Source organism: Microbacterium sp. Se5.02b, assembly GCF_019464375.1.
GTDB lineage: Bacteria > Actinomycetota > Actinomycetes > Actinomycetales > Microbacteriaceae > Microbacterium.
The window spans coordinates 3,239,507-3,254,458 of record NZ_CP080491.1; the positions used below are offsets into that span (position 1 = coordinate 3,239,507).

14 protein-coding genes and 1 pseudogene are annotated in these 14,952 nt (G+C 69.8%); 4 read left to right on the forward strand and 11 right to left on the reverse strand.

The window, feature by feature from the left end:
• Window positions 1-66 precede the first annotated feature (66 nt).
• The gene (locus tag K1X59_RS16200; protein ID WP_183150805.1) at window positions 67-1,506 is read left to right on the forward strand and encodes a DUF6421 family protein; all 1,440 of its coding nucleotides are present in this window, start codon (window positions 67-69) and stop codon (window positions 1,504-1,506) included.
• 127 nt (window positions 1,507-1,633) lie between these two features.
• A complete protein-coding gene (locus K1X59_RS16205; protein WP_220173582.1) occupies window positions 1,634-2,293 on the forward strand; it encodes an SDR family oxidoreductase in 660 nt (219 codons plus the stop codon).
• A gap of 121 nt (window positions 2,294-2,414) precedes the next feature.
• On the opposite strand, the gene K1X59_RS16210 is transcribed toward K1X59_RS16205, so the two are convergent.
• On the reverse strand, window positions 2,415-3,881 hold the full coding sequence (locus K1X59_RS16210) for an MFS transporter (protein WP_183150806.1): 1,467 nt from the start codon (window positions 3,879-3,881) through the stop codon (window positions 2,415-2,417).
• A gap of 55 nt (window positions 3,882-3,936) precedes the next feature.
• On the opposite strand from K1X59_RS16210, the gene K1X59_RS16215 reads away from it, so the two are divergent.
• A complete protein-coding gene (locus tag K1X59_RS16215) occupies window positions 3,937-5,004 on the forward strand; it encodes a low specificity L-threonine aldolase (RefSeq protein ID WP_183150807.1) in 1,068 nt (355 codons plus the stop codon).
• A 33-nt stretch (window positions 5,005-5,037) separates the two neighbouring features.
• On the opposite strand, the gene K1X59_RS16220 is transcribed toward K1X59_RS16215, so the two are convergent.
• From K1X59_RS16220 to K1X59_RS16255, 8 genes and pseudogenes are all read right to left on the reverse strand, one after another.
• Window positions 5,038-5,580: a FadR/GntR family transcriptional regulator gene (locus K1X59_RS16220; RefSeq protein WP_396652592.1), complete on the reverse strand. Its 543-nt coding sequence runs from the start codon at window positions 5,578-5,580 to the stop codon at window positions 5,038-5,040.
• Window positions 5,535-5,759 (reverse strand): hypothetical protein, encoded by a 225-nt coding sequence (locus tag K1X59_RS21760; RefSeq protein ID WP_258566889.1) that lies wholly within the window; start codon window positions 5,757-5,759, stop codon window positions 5,535-5,537. Before K1X59_RS21760 ends, K1X59_RS16220 begins: the two co-directional genes overlap by 46 nt.
• A 14-nt stretch (window positions 5,760-5,773) precedes the next feature.
• Window positions 5,774-7,216, reverse strand: a complete 1,443-nt coding sequence (locus K1X59_RS22940) for an aldehyde dehydrogenase (RefSeq protein WP_183150809.1) — start codon at window positions 7,214-7,216, stop codon at window positions 5,774-5,776.
• 1 nt (window position 7,217) lies between these two features.
• Window positions 7,218-8,590, reverse strand: a pseudogene (locus K1X59_RS22945) (glutamine synthetase family protein).
• Window positions 8,587-9,351, reverse strand: a complete 765-nt coding sequence (locus K1X59_RS16240) for an SDR family NAD(P)-dependent oxidoreductase (RefSeq protein WP_183150811.1) — start codon at window positions 9,349-9,351, stop codon at window positions 8,587-8,589. The pseudogene K1X59_RS22945 and the gene K1X59_RS16240 overlap by 4 nt, the downstream one beginning before the upstream one ends.
• A 22-nt stretch (window positions 9,352-9,373) precedes the next feature.
• Entirely contained in the window at window positions 9,374-10,147 is a 774-nt protein-coding gene (locus K1X59_RS16245; protein WP_220173585.1) for a gamma-glutamyl-gamma-aminobutyrate hydrolase family protein, read from the reverse strand.
• A gap of 38 nt (window positions 10,148-10,185) precedes the next feature.
• Complete coding sequence (locus tag K1X59_RS16250) at window positions 10,186-11,670, reverse strand: APC family permease (RefSeq protein ID WP_183150812.1); 1,485 nt, start codon at window positions 11,668-11,670, stop codon at window positions 10,186-10,188.
• Window positions 11,671-11,792: 122 nt separating this feature from the next.
• The gene (locus K1X59_RS16255; RefSeq protein WP_183150813.1) at window positions 11,793-12,398 is read right to left on the reverse strand and encodes an NUDIX hydrolase family protein; all 606 of its coding nucleotides are present in this window, start codon (window positions 12,396-12,398) and stop codon (window positions 11,793-11,795) included.
• 72 nt (window positions 12,399-12,470) lie between these two features.
• On the opposite strand from K1X59_RS16255, the gene K1X59_RS16260 reads away from it, so the two are divergent.
• The gene (locus tag K1X59_RS16260; protein WP_183150814.1) at window positions 12,471-13,127 is read left to right on the forward strand and encodes an alpha/beta hydrolase; all 657 of its coding nucleotides are present in this window, start codon (window positions 12,471-12,473) and stop codon (window positions 13,125-13,127) included.
• Between the two features lie 73 nt (window positions 13,128-13,200).
• Here K1X59_RS16260 and K1X59_RS16265 read toward each other — a convergent pair whose 3' ends face one another.
• Both K1X59_RS16265 and K1X59_RS16270 read right to left on the reverse strand, forming a co-directional pair.
• Window positions 13,201-13,845, reverse strand: coding sequence for a hypothetical protein (locus tag K1X59_RS16265; protein WP_220173586.1), 645 nt, complete (start codon window positions 13,843-13,845; stop codon window positions 13,201-13,203).
• A 96-nt stretch (window positions 13,846-13,941) separates the two neighbouring features.
• Entirely contained in the window at window positions 13,942-14,952 is a 1,011-nt protein-coding gene (locus K1X59_RS16270) for a siderophore-interacting protein (protein WP_220173587.1), read from the reverse strand.

The window sequence follows — 14,952 nt, forward strand, 5'->3', positions numbered from 1 at the left end:
AAGATTATCGTCAGGATTCCGTTTATGCAGGAATCTTTCCGTTGAATACTCCGATCGGAGGTCCCGATGTCCCTTCTTTCCGCCAACAGTTCCGCTGTTCAGGCCATCGTCGGCGAACCCGAGGTCGTCGAGGATGCGTCGACCGCTGAGCAGTCCGCCGCGTGGGCGCAGCTCAAAGACGCCGCGATCGCGATCCGAGAGATGCAGATCAAGGACGGCTCGATCCCGGATGCCGCGCACCACGCCGCCGCCCGTGACCTCGTCGGCGCCATCACCGCCGGTATCCGCGCCCTCGCCCCGGCCTTCCCGCATGACGCGGAGTACCTCGCCACTTCCGTGGTCGACTTCGATCGGTGGGCATCCGAGGACTTCGGCGTGCCGGACTTCCTCGACTCGCTGATGGCCTTCCAGCCGCAGCAGAACCGGGTCGACGGCATCCGCCACCTCGTCGTCTTCCCGATGTACACGCAGAACGGCTCGAGCGACCGCCTGGTCGAAGCTCTGATCGTCGAGACGATCTGGCCCGAGTTCATCGCGGCTCTCGAAGCCGGCGACTACGGCAACAAGCTGTTCGTCTCGCTGCGACTCGTCGACTTCACGCCCGGCTACGACACGAACTCGGCCGTGCTGTTCCCCGAGACCGTCGCGATGCGCGAGATCCCGACCTTCACCTGGGGGGCGATCTTCCAGGACCGTGAGGCGGCCCGCTACCGTCGCGTGGTGCGCGCCGCCGCCGAGATCACGAACCTCGACCTGCCGGAGCGCGCTGCGGCGATGCTCGACGACCAGCAGGTGGCCGAGAAGACCTTCGTGATGTGGGACATCATCCACGACCGCACCCACATGCGCGGCGACCTCCCGTTCGACCCGTTCATGATCAAGCAGCGGATGCCGTTCTTCCTCTACTCGCTCGAGGAGATGCGCTGCGACATGACGGCGTTCCGCGAGTCGGTGAAGATCGAGCGCGCCCTCGCGGCGCGCATCGAGGCCGGCGAAGAGCTCACCGCGACCGAGCAGGAGATGCACGACTACGCGCACCTCGTGCAGTACGCCGTGATCTTCGACCGCATCTTCCGCTTCGCGATCACGGGCACCCGGACGCGCAACTACGACGCGGTCGGCGGGCAGCTGCTGTTCGCGTGGCTGCACCAGCGCGGCGTGCTGCACTGGACCGACACCGCCCTGGCGTTCGACTGGGAGAACGTGCCGGACGCCGTGGTGGCCCTGGGCGACGCGATCGACGACCTGTACTGGCACTCGATCGACCGCCCGAAGGTCGCGCACTGGCTCGCGGCATACGAGCTCGTCCGCGGCACCCTCACACCTCATCCGGCATCGCAGTGGGCTCGCGGCCTGTCGGACGAGATCCTCGCCGGAGCGCCGAAGGGCTACACGGACGCGGTGATGGACGACGAGTTCCCGCTGTCGATGTTCTTCGAGACCCTCGACAAGAAGATGAAGCCGGTCATCGAGTCGACCGTCGGCATCCGCGGCACGGACGACTGACCAGTGCGCGCATCGCGCGCGCTCCCGATGTGACGCTGGGGCGCACCGCGCTGCGGCCGGAACCTGTTCTGCGGACTCTTCCGCCGGTTTCGGCCGCAGACGCCCTCGATCCGGAAGAGTGGAGCACATGGCTGCACACACCGACGAGAGACTCTCCGACCGCACCGTGCTCCTGGCGGGTGCGACCAGCGCGTCCGGCCTGGCCGCGACGCGCGCACTCGTCGCCGCAGGCGCCCACGTCGTCGCGACCGGCCGTTCGACGCACCGGCTGCAGGAGCTGGCGGACGCCGGCGCACAGGTGGTGGTCGCGGACGCGACCTCGCTCGAGGAGATGACGGCCCTGGCCCAACGGATCGACGCGGTCGACGCGGTGATCCCGCTGGTCGGCGGGTGGCGCGGCGGGGGCGGCCTCGCGGGGCAGTCGGACGAGGACTTCGCCGCACTGCTGCCGGCGCTCGACGCCGTCCGCGCGACGAGCCGGGCGTTCGACGACGCACTCCGCGCATCCGGTGCAGGGCGGTTCGCGATCGTGTCGTCCACCGCGGTCGGTCGCCCCCTCGCCGGAGGGGCGAACTATGCCGCGGTCAAGGCCGCGAGCGAGGCGTGGGCCAGGGCGGTCGCCCAGGGCTACACCAAGGCTGCGCGGGATGCCGCCGAACCGCTGCGCGCCGCGGCCGTCGTGTTCCGCGCCAAGACTCTCGATCCCGAGGCGCTGGCCGCCCGCATCCTCGCGCTGTGGGATGACGACGCCGCCGCCCTCAACGACCGGGTGATCGACCTCGACTGAGCACGACCGCCCTCCGGTCACCCCGCGTGGCCCGACGATCAGCCGAGGGCGCGACGATCCGCGGACGCCATCCCGCGAAAACCTCGGGGAATGGTCGTGGCCTCGGCGAATCGTCCGTCGCTCAGCGGGACTCGGGGGGCATGCCAGGGACGACCGGCGGGGCGTCACTCCGTCGGATGCGGTCGGACGGAGATGACGACTCCTCTTCGACCCCTGCACCGGAATCGCCGTGGTCGTCGCCCTCATCGCTCGTCTCGCCGTGGTCGACGTCCTGCTCCGGCGCCTCGGCGTACAGCTCGGTGAGCTTGCGGTACGAACGCGTGAAGAACGCCAGCGTGGCGGCCACGACCATGATCAGTCCGGCGAACAGGCAGATGAGCGCGATACCGCGGGCTTCGCCTTCGCCCAGCAGCCAGCCCCACTGCTGCCGCCCCGCGGAGGTGTTCATGTACGGGATGATCAGGAACTCGGCGATGGGCGCGATCAGGAACGCCGTGATCGGCGCCGCCGCGGCCTCCATCGCCGCCGCCACACCGAACACGCGACCCTGCCGCTCGAACGGCACCACCTTCTGGATCACCGTCTGCTCGGCGGCCTCGACCGGAGGCACGAGCGCCATGTAGGCCCACATGCCCACGACATACAGCGGCCACCACTCGCGCAGCATGAACACCGACCCCAGCAGCCCCATGGCGATGACGACGAGCAGCATGGTGCGCATGGGCTTGGGCCCGAGGCCGAACTTCGCCACGAGGCCGCCGCCGATCAGGAATCCCGTCGAGGCGAAGGCCAGCGCGAAGCCCCACGTCTGCGCATCGAAGAGCGTCAACCCGTACGGGTCCATGAGCGCCATGTAGACGCCGCCGATGAGGTTGTTGAACGTCGAGAAGATGATCAGCGCGAACAGGCCTGGCGCAAGCCGGATGGCCCGCACGCTGCCGCGGAAGTCGAGGGCGCTCGACGCATCGGGGTCGGGCTGCGGCGTCCCCTCCGGAATGCGGATGAACAGCAGGTGCGCGAACGTCAGCGCCATCGCGGCGATCGCGATCGCGAGCGTCCACCCCATCCCGAGGAAGCCGATGGAGAGCCCGGAGAACACGCTCGTCACGAGGAAGGCGATGCCCTGCACGGTGCCGACCAGACCGTTGGCGTTGGCGCGCTTCTCTTCGGGGATGAGCAGCGTGACGGTCGTGGACAGCGCGATGTTGCGCAGCTGCTCGATCACTCCGCCGAACAGGATCACGCCGGAGAACACCCAGAACCACGGCCCGCCCAGATCGAGCAGAGCCGCCTCGGGCTGCCACAGATACAGCACGCCGGCGACGAGGAAGGCGACAGCCGAGATGACGCTCGAGATCACCATGACGGTGTGCTTGCGGTTGCGGTCGACGATCGTGCCGAAGGCCATGGCGAAGAACGCGACGAACAGCATGTAGGCGCCGCCGATGACCCCCGTCGCCAGCACGGACTGCGTCTCGATGTACACCCAGAACGTGAGGGCGAACCAGAGGAAGCTCGTCGTCACGTTCGCGATGAGCGTGTTGACGAGGACGTTGCCGAAAGCCCTCTTCGCTGCGGTGCGCTCCATGGGTTCGAGGGTAGGGCGGGCCGGGGACATCCGGTAGGGCAATTAGGCTGGGGAGGTGAGCATCCAGCATGATCCCGCGATCCGCGGCTTCGCCAGTGACAACTACTCCGGAATCCACCCCGAGGTCCTCGCGGCCATCGCCGCCGCGAACGGCGGGCACCAGAGCGCATACGGCGAGGATGCCTACACCGTCCGCCTGCAGGAGGTCTTCCGGGCGCACTTCGGCGACGACGTCGAGGCGTTCCCCGTCTTCAACGGCACGGGTGCGAACGTGACCGGCCTGCAATCGATGCTGCCGCGCTGGGGCGCGGTCATCGCGGCGTCCACCGCGCACATCAACGTCGACGAGGCGGCCGCGCCCGAGAAGATCGGCGGGTTCAAGCTGCTCACCGTTCCCACCGACGACGGCAAGCTCACTCCCGAGCTCATCGACCGGGAGGCATGGGGCTGGGGCGACGAGCACCGCGCCCAGCCGCTCGTGGTCTCGATCACCCAGTCCACCGAACTCGGCACCGTGTACACCGCCGAGGAGATCCGCACGATCGCCGACCACGCGCACGAGCGCGGCATGAAGCTGCACCTCGACGGCGCACGTCTGTCGAACGCGGCCGCCGCCCTCGACCTGCCGCTTCGGGCGTTCACCCGGGACGCCGGGGTCGATGTACTGACCTACGGCGGGACCAAGAACGGCGCCATGCTCGGCGAGGCGATCGTCGTGCTGAACCCCGGTGCCGCAGACGGACTGAAGTTCTCGCGCAAGTTCAACATGCAGCTCTCGTCGAAGATGCGCTTCGTGTCGGCACAGCTGATCGCGCTGCTCGAGGGCGACCTGTGGCTGCGCAACGCCCGGCACGCGAACGCCATGGCGGCCCGACTGCGCTCGGAGATCGAGGACGGCATCGCAGACGGATCGATCCGGGGCGTCGAGTTCACCCAGCCCACGCAGTCCAACGGCGTCTTCGCGACGCTGCCGGAAGGCGTCGCCGACAAGCTCCGCGACGTGTTCCGCTTCTACGACTGGGATGCCGCCCGCCGCGAGGTGCGCTGGATGTGCGGCTTCGACACGGAGGAGTCCGACGTCGACGCGTTCGTCGCCGAGCTCTCCAAGCTCACCACCGCCTGAGCGCTCACCACGGCCTGAGCTCAGACCCGGCGGTCAGGACTCCACGACGCGGGTGAACTCCTCGCGCGTGGTGTGCAGGTGTGCGCGCATCGCGGCATCCGCGGCCTCGGCGTCGCCGCGGCGCACCGCATCCAGGATCTGCTCGTGCGCGTGCCAGCTCGACTCCTTCACGAAGTCGAAGCTCATGAGGTCGACCGGCTCGAACATCCGCACCCTGGCCTCCTCGACCGCATCCCGCACGAACGAGTTGCCCGACGCCTCGGCGAGCGCGATGTGGAAGTCGGTGTCGGCGATGCGCGACTCCGCCTTCGTGACCGCGTCCGCGAGGTCGCGCTGCGCCTGCGCCATGGCCTCGAGGTCGGCGTCGCTGCGACGCGTCGCGGCCAACGCCGCCCCACCGGACTCGACGATCGCACGGAACTCGGTGAGCTCCCCGATCTCGGCCGACCGGGTGCGCACCTCTTCGCGGATGAGCCTCGGATCGAGCGCGGCATCCTGCACGAACGCCCCGCCGGACGCCCCGCGCGAGATCACGATCTGACCGCTCCCCTCCAGGATGCGCAGCGCCTGCCGCAGCGTCTCGCGCGAGACCCCGAGCTGCTCGGCGAGCTTCCGCTCAGGGGGAGGCGGTCACCCGGTCGGATGCGACCGAGCGCCATCTCGCGGCGGAGGAACCCGGCGACGGCCTGGTACCCGGACACGGGCTGGAGCACGGCACGGGAGAAGTCGTGCGGCGCGTCGTCACGCTCGCTCATCCGTGCTCCTCCGATCACAGGGGAAGTCCGGGGCGGTCCCGCCCCACGACCTGCTTCCCCACGAAGAAGTCAAGCACATCGGCGTCGCCGTGCCCGCCAAGGCCGCTCGCCCCGAAGAAGCTCTGCGCCGAGTCTGGGGCCATGTCGAGCACACTCGTGCCGTTGACCTTGACCTCGCCGGCGATGAGTCTCTCGCCCAGTGCCGCAGCGGCCGGTTCATCCGCACCGAACACGTAACCGGCGAGTCCGACCTGACCGGTGTTCGCGAGGGCGACCGCCTCGTCTTCGTCGGCATATCCGCCCACGAGGAGCATCGGCCCGAACACCTCGTCCGGGAGACCGGACCCGTCGAGCACCGCCACGGTGGGCTCGAAGAACCATCCCCGCGTCGGCACCTGCGACACCTGCAGCACCTCGGCACCGGAAGCAGCCAGCCGCTCGCGCTGCGCGATGAGTTCGTCTCTGCGCGCCGCGAAGGCCACGGGACCGACCTCCGTCGTCTCGTCGATGCTCGACCCGATCGTGCGGCGTCCGAACTCGGCGATCAGGCGTCCCGCGAGTTCGTCGCGGCGCTCGCGGTCGACCAGCACCCGGCGCGGCGCCTCGCACCACTGGCCGGAGAGCTTGAGGACGCCGTCTGCCAGCGACCTCGCCGCCTGATCCAGGTCGGCATCCGCGCGGACGATCGCGGCGTTGTTCGAACCCAGTTCCAACTGCAGCCGGGCGAAGCGCGGGGCGGCCGTCGCGGCGATGGCACGACCGGTCGGCGTCGAGCCCGTCATCGAGATGGCTGCGATCCGCTCATCCGCCACGAGGGCGCGACCGACACCGCCGCTGCCCTGCACGAGGCCGACCACGCCGTCGGGGATGCCGGCCTCGTGCACACCCTCCAGCAGCAGCTGGGCGCTCCAGGGCGAGAACGACGAGGGCTTGAGCACGACCGGGGCTCCCGCGGCGAGCGCGAACGCCGTCTTCTTCACGGCCATCGCGCTCGGGGCGTTCCACGGCAGGATCAGAGCCGTCGGACCCCATGGCACTCGACGAAGACGCACACCGCCCTGGTCGGACGGCAGCTCGCGCACATCGCCGACCGCGACCGCCCGCCGCGCCGCGTCTCGGAGCGTCGCACCGTTCGCCCCGCCGAAGAGCCGGGTGACCGCGATCGGCACCCCGCTGTTGAGGGCGTCGAGGTGTGCGATCTCCTCGGCGCGCTCGTCGAGCCAGTCCGCGAGGGCCGTGAGTTTCTCGGCCCTGCGCTCCGGAGCGAGGCCGCGCCACCGCGCGTCGTCGTGCGCCTCCTGTGCGGCCGCCACCGCACGATCGACCTGGTCGAGCGAGCTCGATGCCGAGGCCGCGAGCGCCTCGCCGGTGTTCGGGTCGAGCAGCCAGGTGCCGTCGCTCTCCGGGCTCTCTTCGGCGACGCCGCCGATCCAGGTGCGCAGGGCGGGGTAGGTCATGTCAGATCCGATCGAAGTAGCGGTGCAGGTCCCAGTCCGTGACGCGAGACATGAATGTGCTCCACTCGTGGTCGAGGAGCACCTGCTGGTGCGAGATGAGTTCGGGGGCCAACAGGTCCTGCACGAGCGGGCTCTCGACGAACAGGACGCTCGCCCGCCGAGGATCCGTCGGCATGGCGTCGTCACCGGGCAGGTCGTAGGCGCTGCCGACCACGGCGTCGCCGAGCACGGTCTTCTTCTCCATACCGTCGCGGGCCGAGGCCAGGACTCCGGTGAGGGTGAAGTACGGATTGGTGTCGGCGCCGGGCAAGCGGAACTCGAAGCGCAGCGCCTTCGCGGAATGCCCGACCACACGCACGGTCGTGGTGCGGTTGTCGAACCCCAGGTGCGCCCGCTCCCTGCCACGTCGGAGGAGTTGCTGCGCCGATAGGAATTCACGGTCGGCGCGTACCAGGCCATCAGCGCGGGTGCGTGCTCCAGGGCGCCGGCGATCGCCGACCGCATCCGTCCGCTGAGGCGATCCGATGCCGACTCGTCCCAGAACACGGCGGTGCCCTCGTCGTCGACGAACGACACATGCACGTGGCATGAGGAGCCGGGCTGGTCGTTGAGAGGCCGGGCCATGAACGTCGCCGACATGCCGGCGCGCGCCGCGGTGTCGCGCACCGCCAGTTTGTACAGCGCGTGCCTGTCGGCCATCTCCAGGGGATCGCCGTACTCGAAGGTCATCTCCCACTGCCCGAGTCCCCATTCGCTCTGCGCGGCCTCGACGAGGATGCCGCTCGCGCGAAGGTCGGAGCGCAGCTTCTGGAAGAACGGCTCGTAGAGGTTGCCCTCGTGGATCATGAAGTCCGACGGGGTGAGAGTCGTCGGATCGAGGTCGCGGAAGCCGGAGCGTCGCAGCTCCCGAGGGTCGTTGCGGAACAGGTAGAACTCCAGCTCGGTGCCCGCGAGCGGGGTGAGCCCGAGCTCCCGGATCCGCGCCAGCTCCTGCTTCAGGATCACGCGAGGTGAGATGGGCATCGGCTCGTGCGTGTGCACGTCGACCGGGTCGGCGAGGCAGATCGCGACACCCTCGAGCCAGGCCGCGGGGCGGAGCGTCTCGAGGTCGGGGATCAGCGTGACGTCCGGCACCCCGTTGTGCATGCCGCACAGCGCGAACCTGTTCGCATCGATCAGCTCGAGTCCCTGATCGATGTCCCACGCCCAGGCGCACGTGCAGATGTCGACGCCGTTCTCGACCACGCGACCGAAGCCTTCGACCGGGATGCGACGGCCGACCAGCCGGCCCTGCATGTCGGGCGTGGCCACGATGACCGTGCGGATGCCGGCCGCCTCCAACTCGTCGGGCGCGAGGCGCACATCGTCGATCATCGCGTCAGCCACCCTCCGTCGACGGGGAGCTGGATGCCGTCGATCCAAGACGCCTCATCGCTGAGCAGCCAGGATACGGCGGCGGCGATGTCGGAGGGCAGGCCGACGCGGGGCACGAGCAGTCGCTGCTTCATGAACTCCAGCGCCTCGTCGCTCGTGACGCTCTCATAGTCGAAGAAGTCGGTGGCGATGGGGCCCGGGGCGACGCAGTTCACCCGGATGCCCTTCGCCGCGAGCTCCACAGCGAGGGCCTTGGTGAGCATGGGGACGCCGCCCTTGCTGGCGTTGTAGTGCGGCTGCGCGGTGCCGGTGCTCGTCACGACGACCAGGGCCTCGACGGTCGACAGGTTCACGATCGCGCCTCCGCCGGACGCGGCGATGAGCGGCGCGACCTCCTGCGCGACGAGGAACTGCCCCTTGAGGTTGATGTCGAAGACGAAGTCCCAGGCCTCCTCGGTGAGGGTCTCGAACGAGTGCTCCGTGACGACTCCGGCGTTGTTGACGAGCAGGTGCAGCGAGCCCCACGTCTCGCGGGCGAGGTCGACCGCCGCCCGGATCTGCTCCCGCGAGCGCACGTCGACCACGGCCGAGATCGCGCTGCCCCCGGTCGCCTCGATCAGGCGCACGGTCTCGGCCGCCCCCTCGGCGGAGACGTCGGTGACGAGGACGCGCGCACCCTCGCTCGCCAGACGGAGCGCCGTCTCGCGTCCGATCCCGGAGCCCGCTCCGGTGAGGAAGGCGTTCTTCTCTGCGTGTCGCATTTCTTCTCCTGTTCTGCGTCGCCTAGGCGACGTTCTGCGTCTGGGAAGCGGCGCCGTGCGCCGCATATGCCTGTGCCCGGTCGACCAGCCACCCGAAGATCGGGTCGCCGTCGAACGTCTCGGGATGCCACTGCACCCCGACCACCGGACGCCCCTCGAGCTCGATGGCCTCGACCACCCCGTCCGGCGCCCAGCCGGTCACGATCACGCCATGCCCCGGCACGTCGACCGCCTGATGGTGGAACGAGTTGACGCGTGTGCTCTCGCCGTAGAGCGCGTGTGCCACGCTGCCGGCGGAGAGTCTCACCTCGTGCACACGATGCGCGCGAGGGTAGGCGTAGGAGCCGTGCGACTCGCCCTCGCCCGGAGCGAGATGCTGGCGCAGCGTGCCACCGCGGACGACGTTGAGCAGCTGCGCGCCGCGGCACACCCCGAGGAGCGGGAGCCCGCCCTCGATCGCGGCCTCGATCAGCCCGGCCTCGAACGCATCACGCTGCGGATCGACCAGCGGGGTGAACGGACCGGGCACCTGTCCGTACAGGCGGGGGTCGACGTCGTCGCCTCCGACGATCACGACGCCGTCGAGTCGTTCGACGAGCTCGGCCGGTTCGGCGTCCATCGGCAGATGCACGGGGAGGCCGCCGGCGCGGAGCACCGAGGTCGCATACTCGCTGAGGTACGCCTCGAGCGGTGCGTCGGCGAAGCCGTGCGGTGCGCCGATCGCGGCGCCGCGCAGGCGTCGTCCGGAGACGCCGATCAGGGGGCGGGGCAGGGCGGGGGTGTTGATGATGTCCATCCTTCGAGTGCGGGCGTGCGGAGCGGGCGGTTGCGAGGTCAGGCGTTCTCGTCGAAGCGGCGCACGATCTGGGCGTACGCCTCCGGGGCCTTCACGCGCATGATCGCCGCCTGTACGAGGCCGATGACCGGGGCGATCACCACGACCGCGACGAGCGTGATGCTGATCGGACCCCAGACCGGGTTGCCGTCGGCATCGACATCGCTCACGAGCAGCGGGAAGTTGGCCGCGATCAGCACGGCAGAGACCGCGAGTCCGACGAATCCGAGGGCGGGGGCGATCACGGTGTGCCAGGGGCTCCGCAGCGCCCTGGTGCGGGCGAAGTAGACGACCACAGCGAGGCAGGTCACCGCCATCAGGATCACGATGGCCAGGGTGCCGATGCCCGCGAACCAGGAGAAGATGTTCTCCGGCGCGAAGCCGATCAGGGCGAGCACGATGATCGCGATGCCGGAGGTCGCCACCTGCACGATCGACGCGACGTGCGGCGAGCCGTGACGGCCGTGCACGGCCCCGACCCGGTCGGGGAGCAGACGCGCATTGGCCATCGAGTGGTGGTAACGGGTCAGCACGTTGTGCAGCGACAGGACCGCGGCGAACATGCTCCCGAGGAACAGCACCGCGACGGCGATCGACCCGATAGGTCCGAGGTACTGCTCGGTGACGCGGGTGATCAGGGTGGTCGGGTCGGCAGCGGCTTCGTCGATCACCGCGCCCTCCCCGACCCCGACCACGATGGCCCAGGCGGCGAAGGCGTAGAACACGCCGATCACGATGGCCGAGGCGTAGGTGGCGCGAGGGATCGTGCGCTCGGGGTCGCGCACCTCGTCGCGATACACGACGGTCGACTCGAACCCGATGAAACTCGCGATCGCGAACATGAGTCCGAGCGCTGGGGCGCCGGAGAGCACGTTCTGCAGCAGGAACGAGCCGAAGGTCACACCGTCGGCCCCGCCCGTGAGGAGGATCACCACGCCCAGCAGCACCACGATGCCGATCTCGGCGAGCAGCACCACCACGAGCACGCGCGAGCTGAGCTCGATCTGCCGGTAGCCGAGGGCGCCGACGAGCGCGACCGAGGCGAGCGTGAGCAGCCACCACGGGATCTCCGGACCCCCGAGGAGGACGATGCTGGAGCTGATGGTCGCACCGAGGTACGAGAACACCGCGATCTGGACGGTGGTGTAGCAGACCAGCGCCAGGTACGCCGTGGCCAGACCGGGTGTACGGCCGAGCCCGTGGGTGGCGAACACGAAGAAGGATCCCGCTTTGGGGAGGTAGCGGCTCATCGCCGTGAGGCCCACCGAGAAGAGCAGCAGGATCACGGTGGCCACGAGGAACATGACCGGGAACCCGATGCCGTTGCCCACGAGGTAGCCGATGGGGACGAGTCCCCCGACGACCGTGAGCGGTGCAGCGGCCGCGATCACCATGAAGGTGACGGAGACCGCCCCGAGGTTCCCGCGGAGACTGCGCTCTGTGGGCTGTTCCGTGCCACGAGACGTCGTTGTCGAAGCATCCATGTCAAGCATCCTTTTGCCGATTGGACTAATGGTCTACTTTCTAGCCCATTAGATTCGACGGCGCAAGAGTCGACGGTGAGATCGGTACGACGCCCCTCGGCGGAGGCGCGGAGGAGGGGGTGTCAGCGGAGGAGGCCGAGGCTGGCGAGCGCCTGACGGATCAGCGTGCCCCTGCCGTTCTCCATCTCGGCGGCGACGGCATCCGACCCCGCGGCCTCCGGCGAGAACCAGGTGACCTCCAGCGCGTCCTGACGCGGTTCGCACGTGCCGGTCACCGGGACCACGAAGGCCAGCGACACGGCGTGCTGCCTGTCGTCGTGGAAAGCGCTCACGCCAGGGATCGGGAAATACTCCGCCACCGTGAAGGGCAGCGGCTGCGGCGGCAGCAGCGGGAAGGCCATCGGCCCGAGGTCGTTCTCGACGTGCCGGAACAGCGCATCGCGGATCGTCTCGCCGAACCGGACGCGCCCGGACACGATCGTGCGGGTCATCTCACCCATCGGCGTCGAGCGCAGCAGTATCCCGATCTCGGTCACCTGCCCCGAGCCGTCGGTGCGCACCGGGATCGCCTCGACATAGAGCATGGGCAGTCGGCGCCGCGCCTCTTCGAGCTCGAACTCGCTCAGCCAGCCGGGGTTCGCATCCGGAACGGGCGGGTTCGCATCCCGGAAGCCTCCGAGACCGTCGTCTTCGGGCTCCGGCTCGGGATCAGGTGTGCGGACCGCCATGTGTCCTTTCTACCAGCCACCTCCCCCGATCGACACCGGCAGCACGTCGGCGGCCCCTGGCAGGATGGCGGTGTGAGCGAGAACCTGACGATCGACGACAGCGCGACCCGGTGGTCGCACCTCGACCGCGACCGGATGCCGCTGCTGGTGCTGCTGCACGGGTACGGGGCGGATGAGCACGACCTCTTCGGACTCGTCCCCCATCTCCCGAAGGGGATCGCCGTCGCATCCGTCGCGGCTCCTCTCGCACCGCCATGGCCCATGCCTGGGCGCTCCTGGTACGCGATCGAGGGACTCGACGGTCGCAGCCCCGGGGCGGTGACCGTCGCAGCCGAGGCGTTCCTGCGCTGGCTCGACGACGTCGCGCGAGACGCCCCCTCGGTCGCGCTGCTCGGGTTCTCGCAGGGTGCCGCCGTGTCGCTGCAGGCCTTGCGCCTGGCACCCGACCGTTTCGGCGCAGTGGTCGCCTTGAGCGGATACGCCGCGTCGGGCGAGCTTCCGGGCGATGAGGCGCTGGCCGAGCTGCGACCGCCGGTGTTCTGGGGCCGCGGCACGCACGACGATGTCATCCCGCCCGCACTCGTCGAGCACACGGCGCAGTGGCTGCCCGCGCATTCCGACCTGTCCGGCCGGGTGTACACGGGGCTCACGCACAGCATCTCCGAGGAAGAGCTCGCCGACGTGCACCGCTTCCTCACGAAGTGGATCGAGGGGATCGCGAAGGACTGAGCCGGTCCGGCGTTCGGCGACGGCACCGCTGCGCACCCTCCGAGGAACGCGGTGCCGCCGCCGAGACGGTCTTTCAGGAGCGGACGAGGATGGTCGCCTCGATTCCCCAGCCGAGCGGCTCCGCCCGCTCCCACGTCCATCCCGCAGCCGCTGCCAGTTCACCCAGCCGCTCGCTGGAGCGGAACGGCGCGCCGGTCATCGCGAAGCCGACGATCCGGTGCTCCTCGGCATCGGGGCTGAGCGCATCGGGCCTGCTCGACTCGAGGAGGACCACCCGCGACGCGTGCGGGGCGAGCTCATCGAGCAGCGTGACCGCCTCGGCATCGGTCCGGTGCGCGAGGGCGAGGGCGAGCACGGCGACCTCGACCGGACGGCCGTCCCACACCGTCGCGGCGTCACCCGCGTCCTCGACGATCGCGTCACGCACCAGGCCGTGCTCGTGAAGCGCGATGTCGATGCCGCCCCGTGATCCGTCCTCGAAAGCGCCCACGACGGCAGGAGCGCCTGGACCGACGACGAGCAGGCCGGAGACGTCGTCCCACATCGGGTCCGCCACGAAGCCGTCGAGCAGATACGCGAGCCGGCCGGCATCCTCCACGAGAACTTCGACGTGCGTGGCATCGGTCTGCGCCTGCGCCGCAAGGGTGTCGCCGTGCGCCCGCTGCCACGGCGAGACGCCGTCGCGCAGCGCGTGATCGAGGTCGCGCAGTGCCAGCACGGCCTCTGCCTCCAGTCCCGAATTCCTCGCGGTGATGCTCCTCGAGCAGCTCCTCCCCGAAGCGCCCGAGGGAGAGCGCGTCGACATCCCCGGCGATCACCTCGGCGGAGGTGAGGATGCCGCGCAGCGCGTCCAGCGACCGCGGGGCCACCCCGAGTCCCCCGGCGAGCGTCGACAGCGGGAGCGGGCCGTCGGCCAAGGCATCCACCACGCCCAGCCGGACGGCCGCTCTGACGACGAGCCAGGGCACGGGAGACGCCGGCTCGACCACCGGGGATCCTCCGGCGCCGATGCGTCATCCCCCACCGACGCCGTCTCCGCATGCCAGTAGCCGGTGATGTTCAGGCGATCCTTCGCGAGTCCCCTCTCGCGCTGCAGGAAGCGTCGCACCGGCAGCAGTGCACGACTCTCCGCGGCGGCCCAGGCGTAGCCCTCGCCCTCGGTCGGAAGCACGAGGTTGCGGACGGCCTCCTCGAGCGCCGCCGCGTCGCCGCCGGGCGCGGTCACCCAGGTCACGGTGTCACCGGGACGGACGCTCAGCTCCTGGCGGGCGGCATCGTCCTCGACCAGCAGCAGTACATGCGCCACCGCGTCGGTCGGACGCTCGTCGAGGAAGCGCCCGACCGCGGGGAGGCCGGTCTCGTCGGCGATCAGCACGATCCAATCGAGCTCCTCCGGCAGCCGCAGCGAGGACTTCGGCCCCACGAAGGAGAGTTCGTCGCCGATCGCGGCCGATTGCGCCCAGGACGCGGCGGGCCCGTCGCCGTGCAGTACGAAGTCGAGCGCCATCTCGCCGCCGCCGACATCCACCCAGCGCGGCGTGTAGTCGCGGGCGAGCCGGTTCTCGGCGGCGGTCCACTCGATGCCGTGCGGGAGCTGGATAGGGAGCGCCGAATCGAGGTCGCCGTCCGCGGCGAAGATCAGCTTTATGTGGTCGTCGAATCCCGGGGCCGCGAAGGCCCGGTGGACGTGCCCGTCGACAGTGGCCTCTCCCAGCCCGTCTCCGCCGACGACGATGCGCCGCATCCGAGGAGTGATCTCCTCGATGCGGCGCACCGCCACGCGGCGCACGACCAGCGGATGGGAGGTGAATGCGCGCTGTGCCAT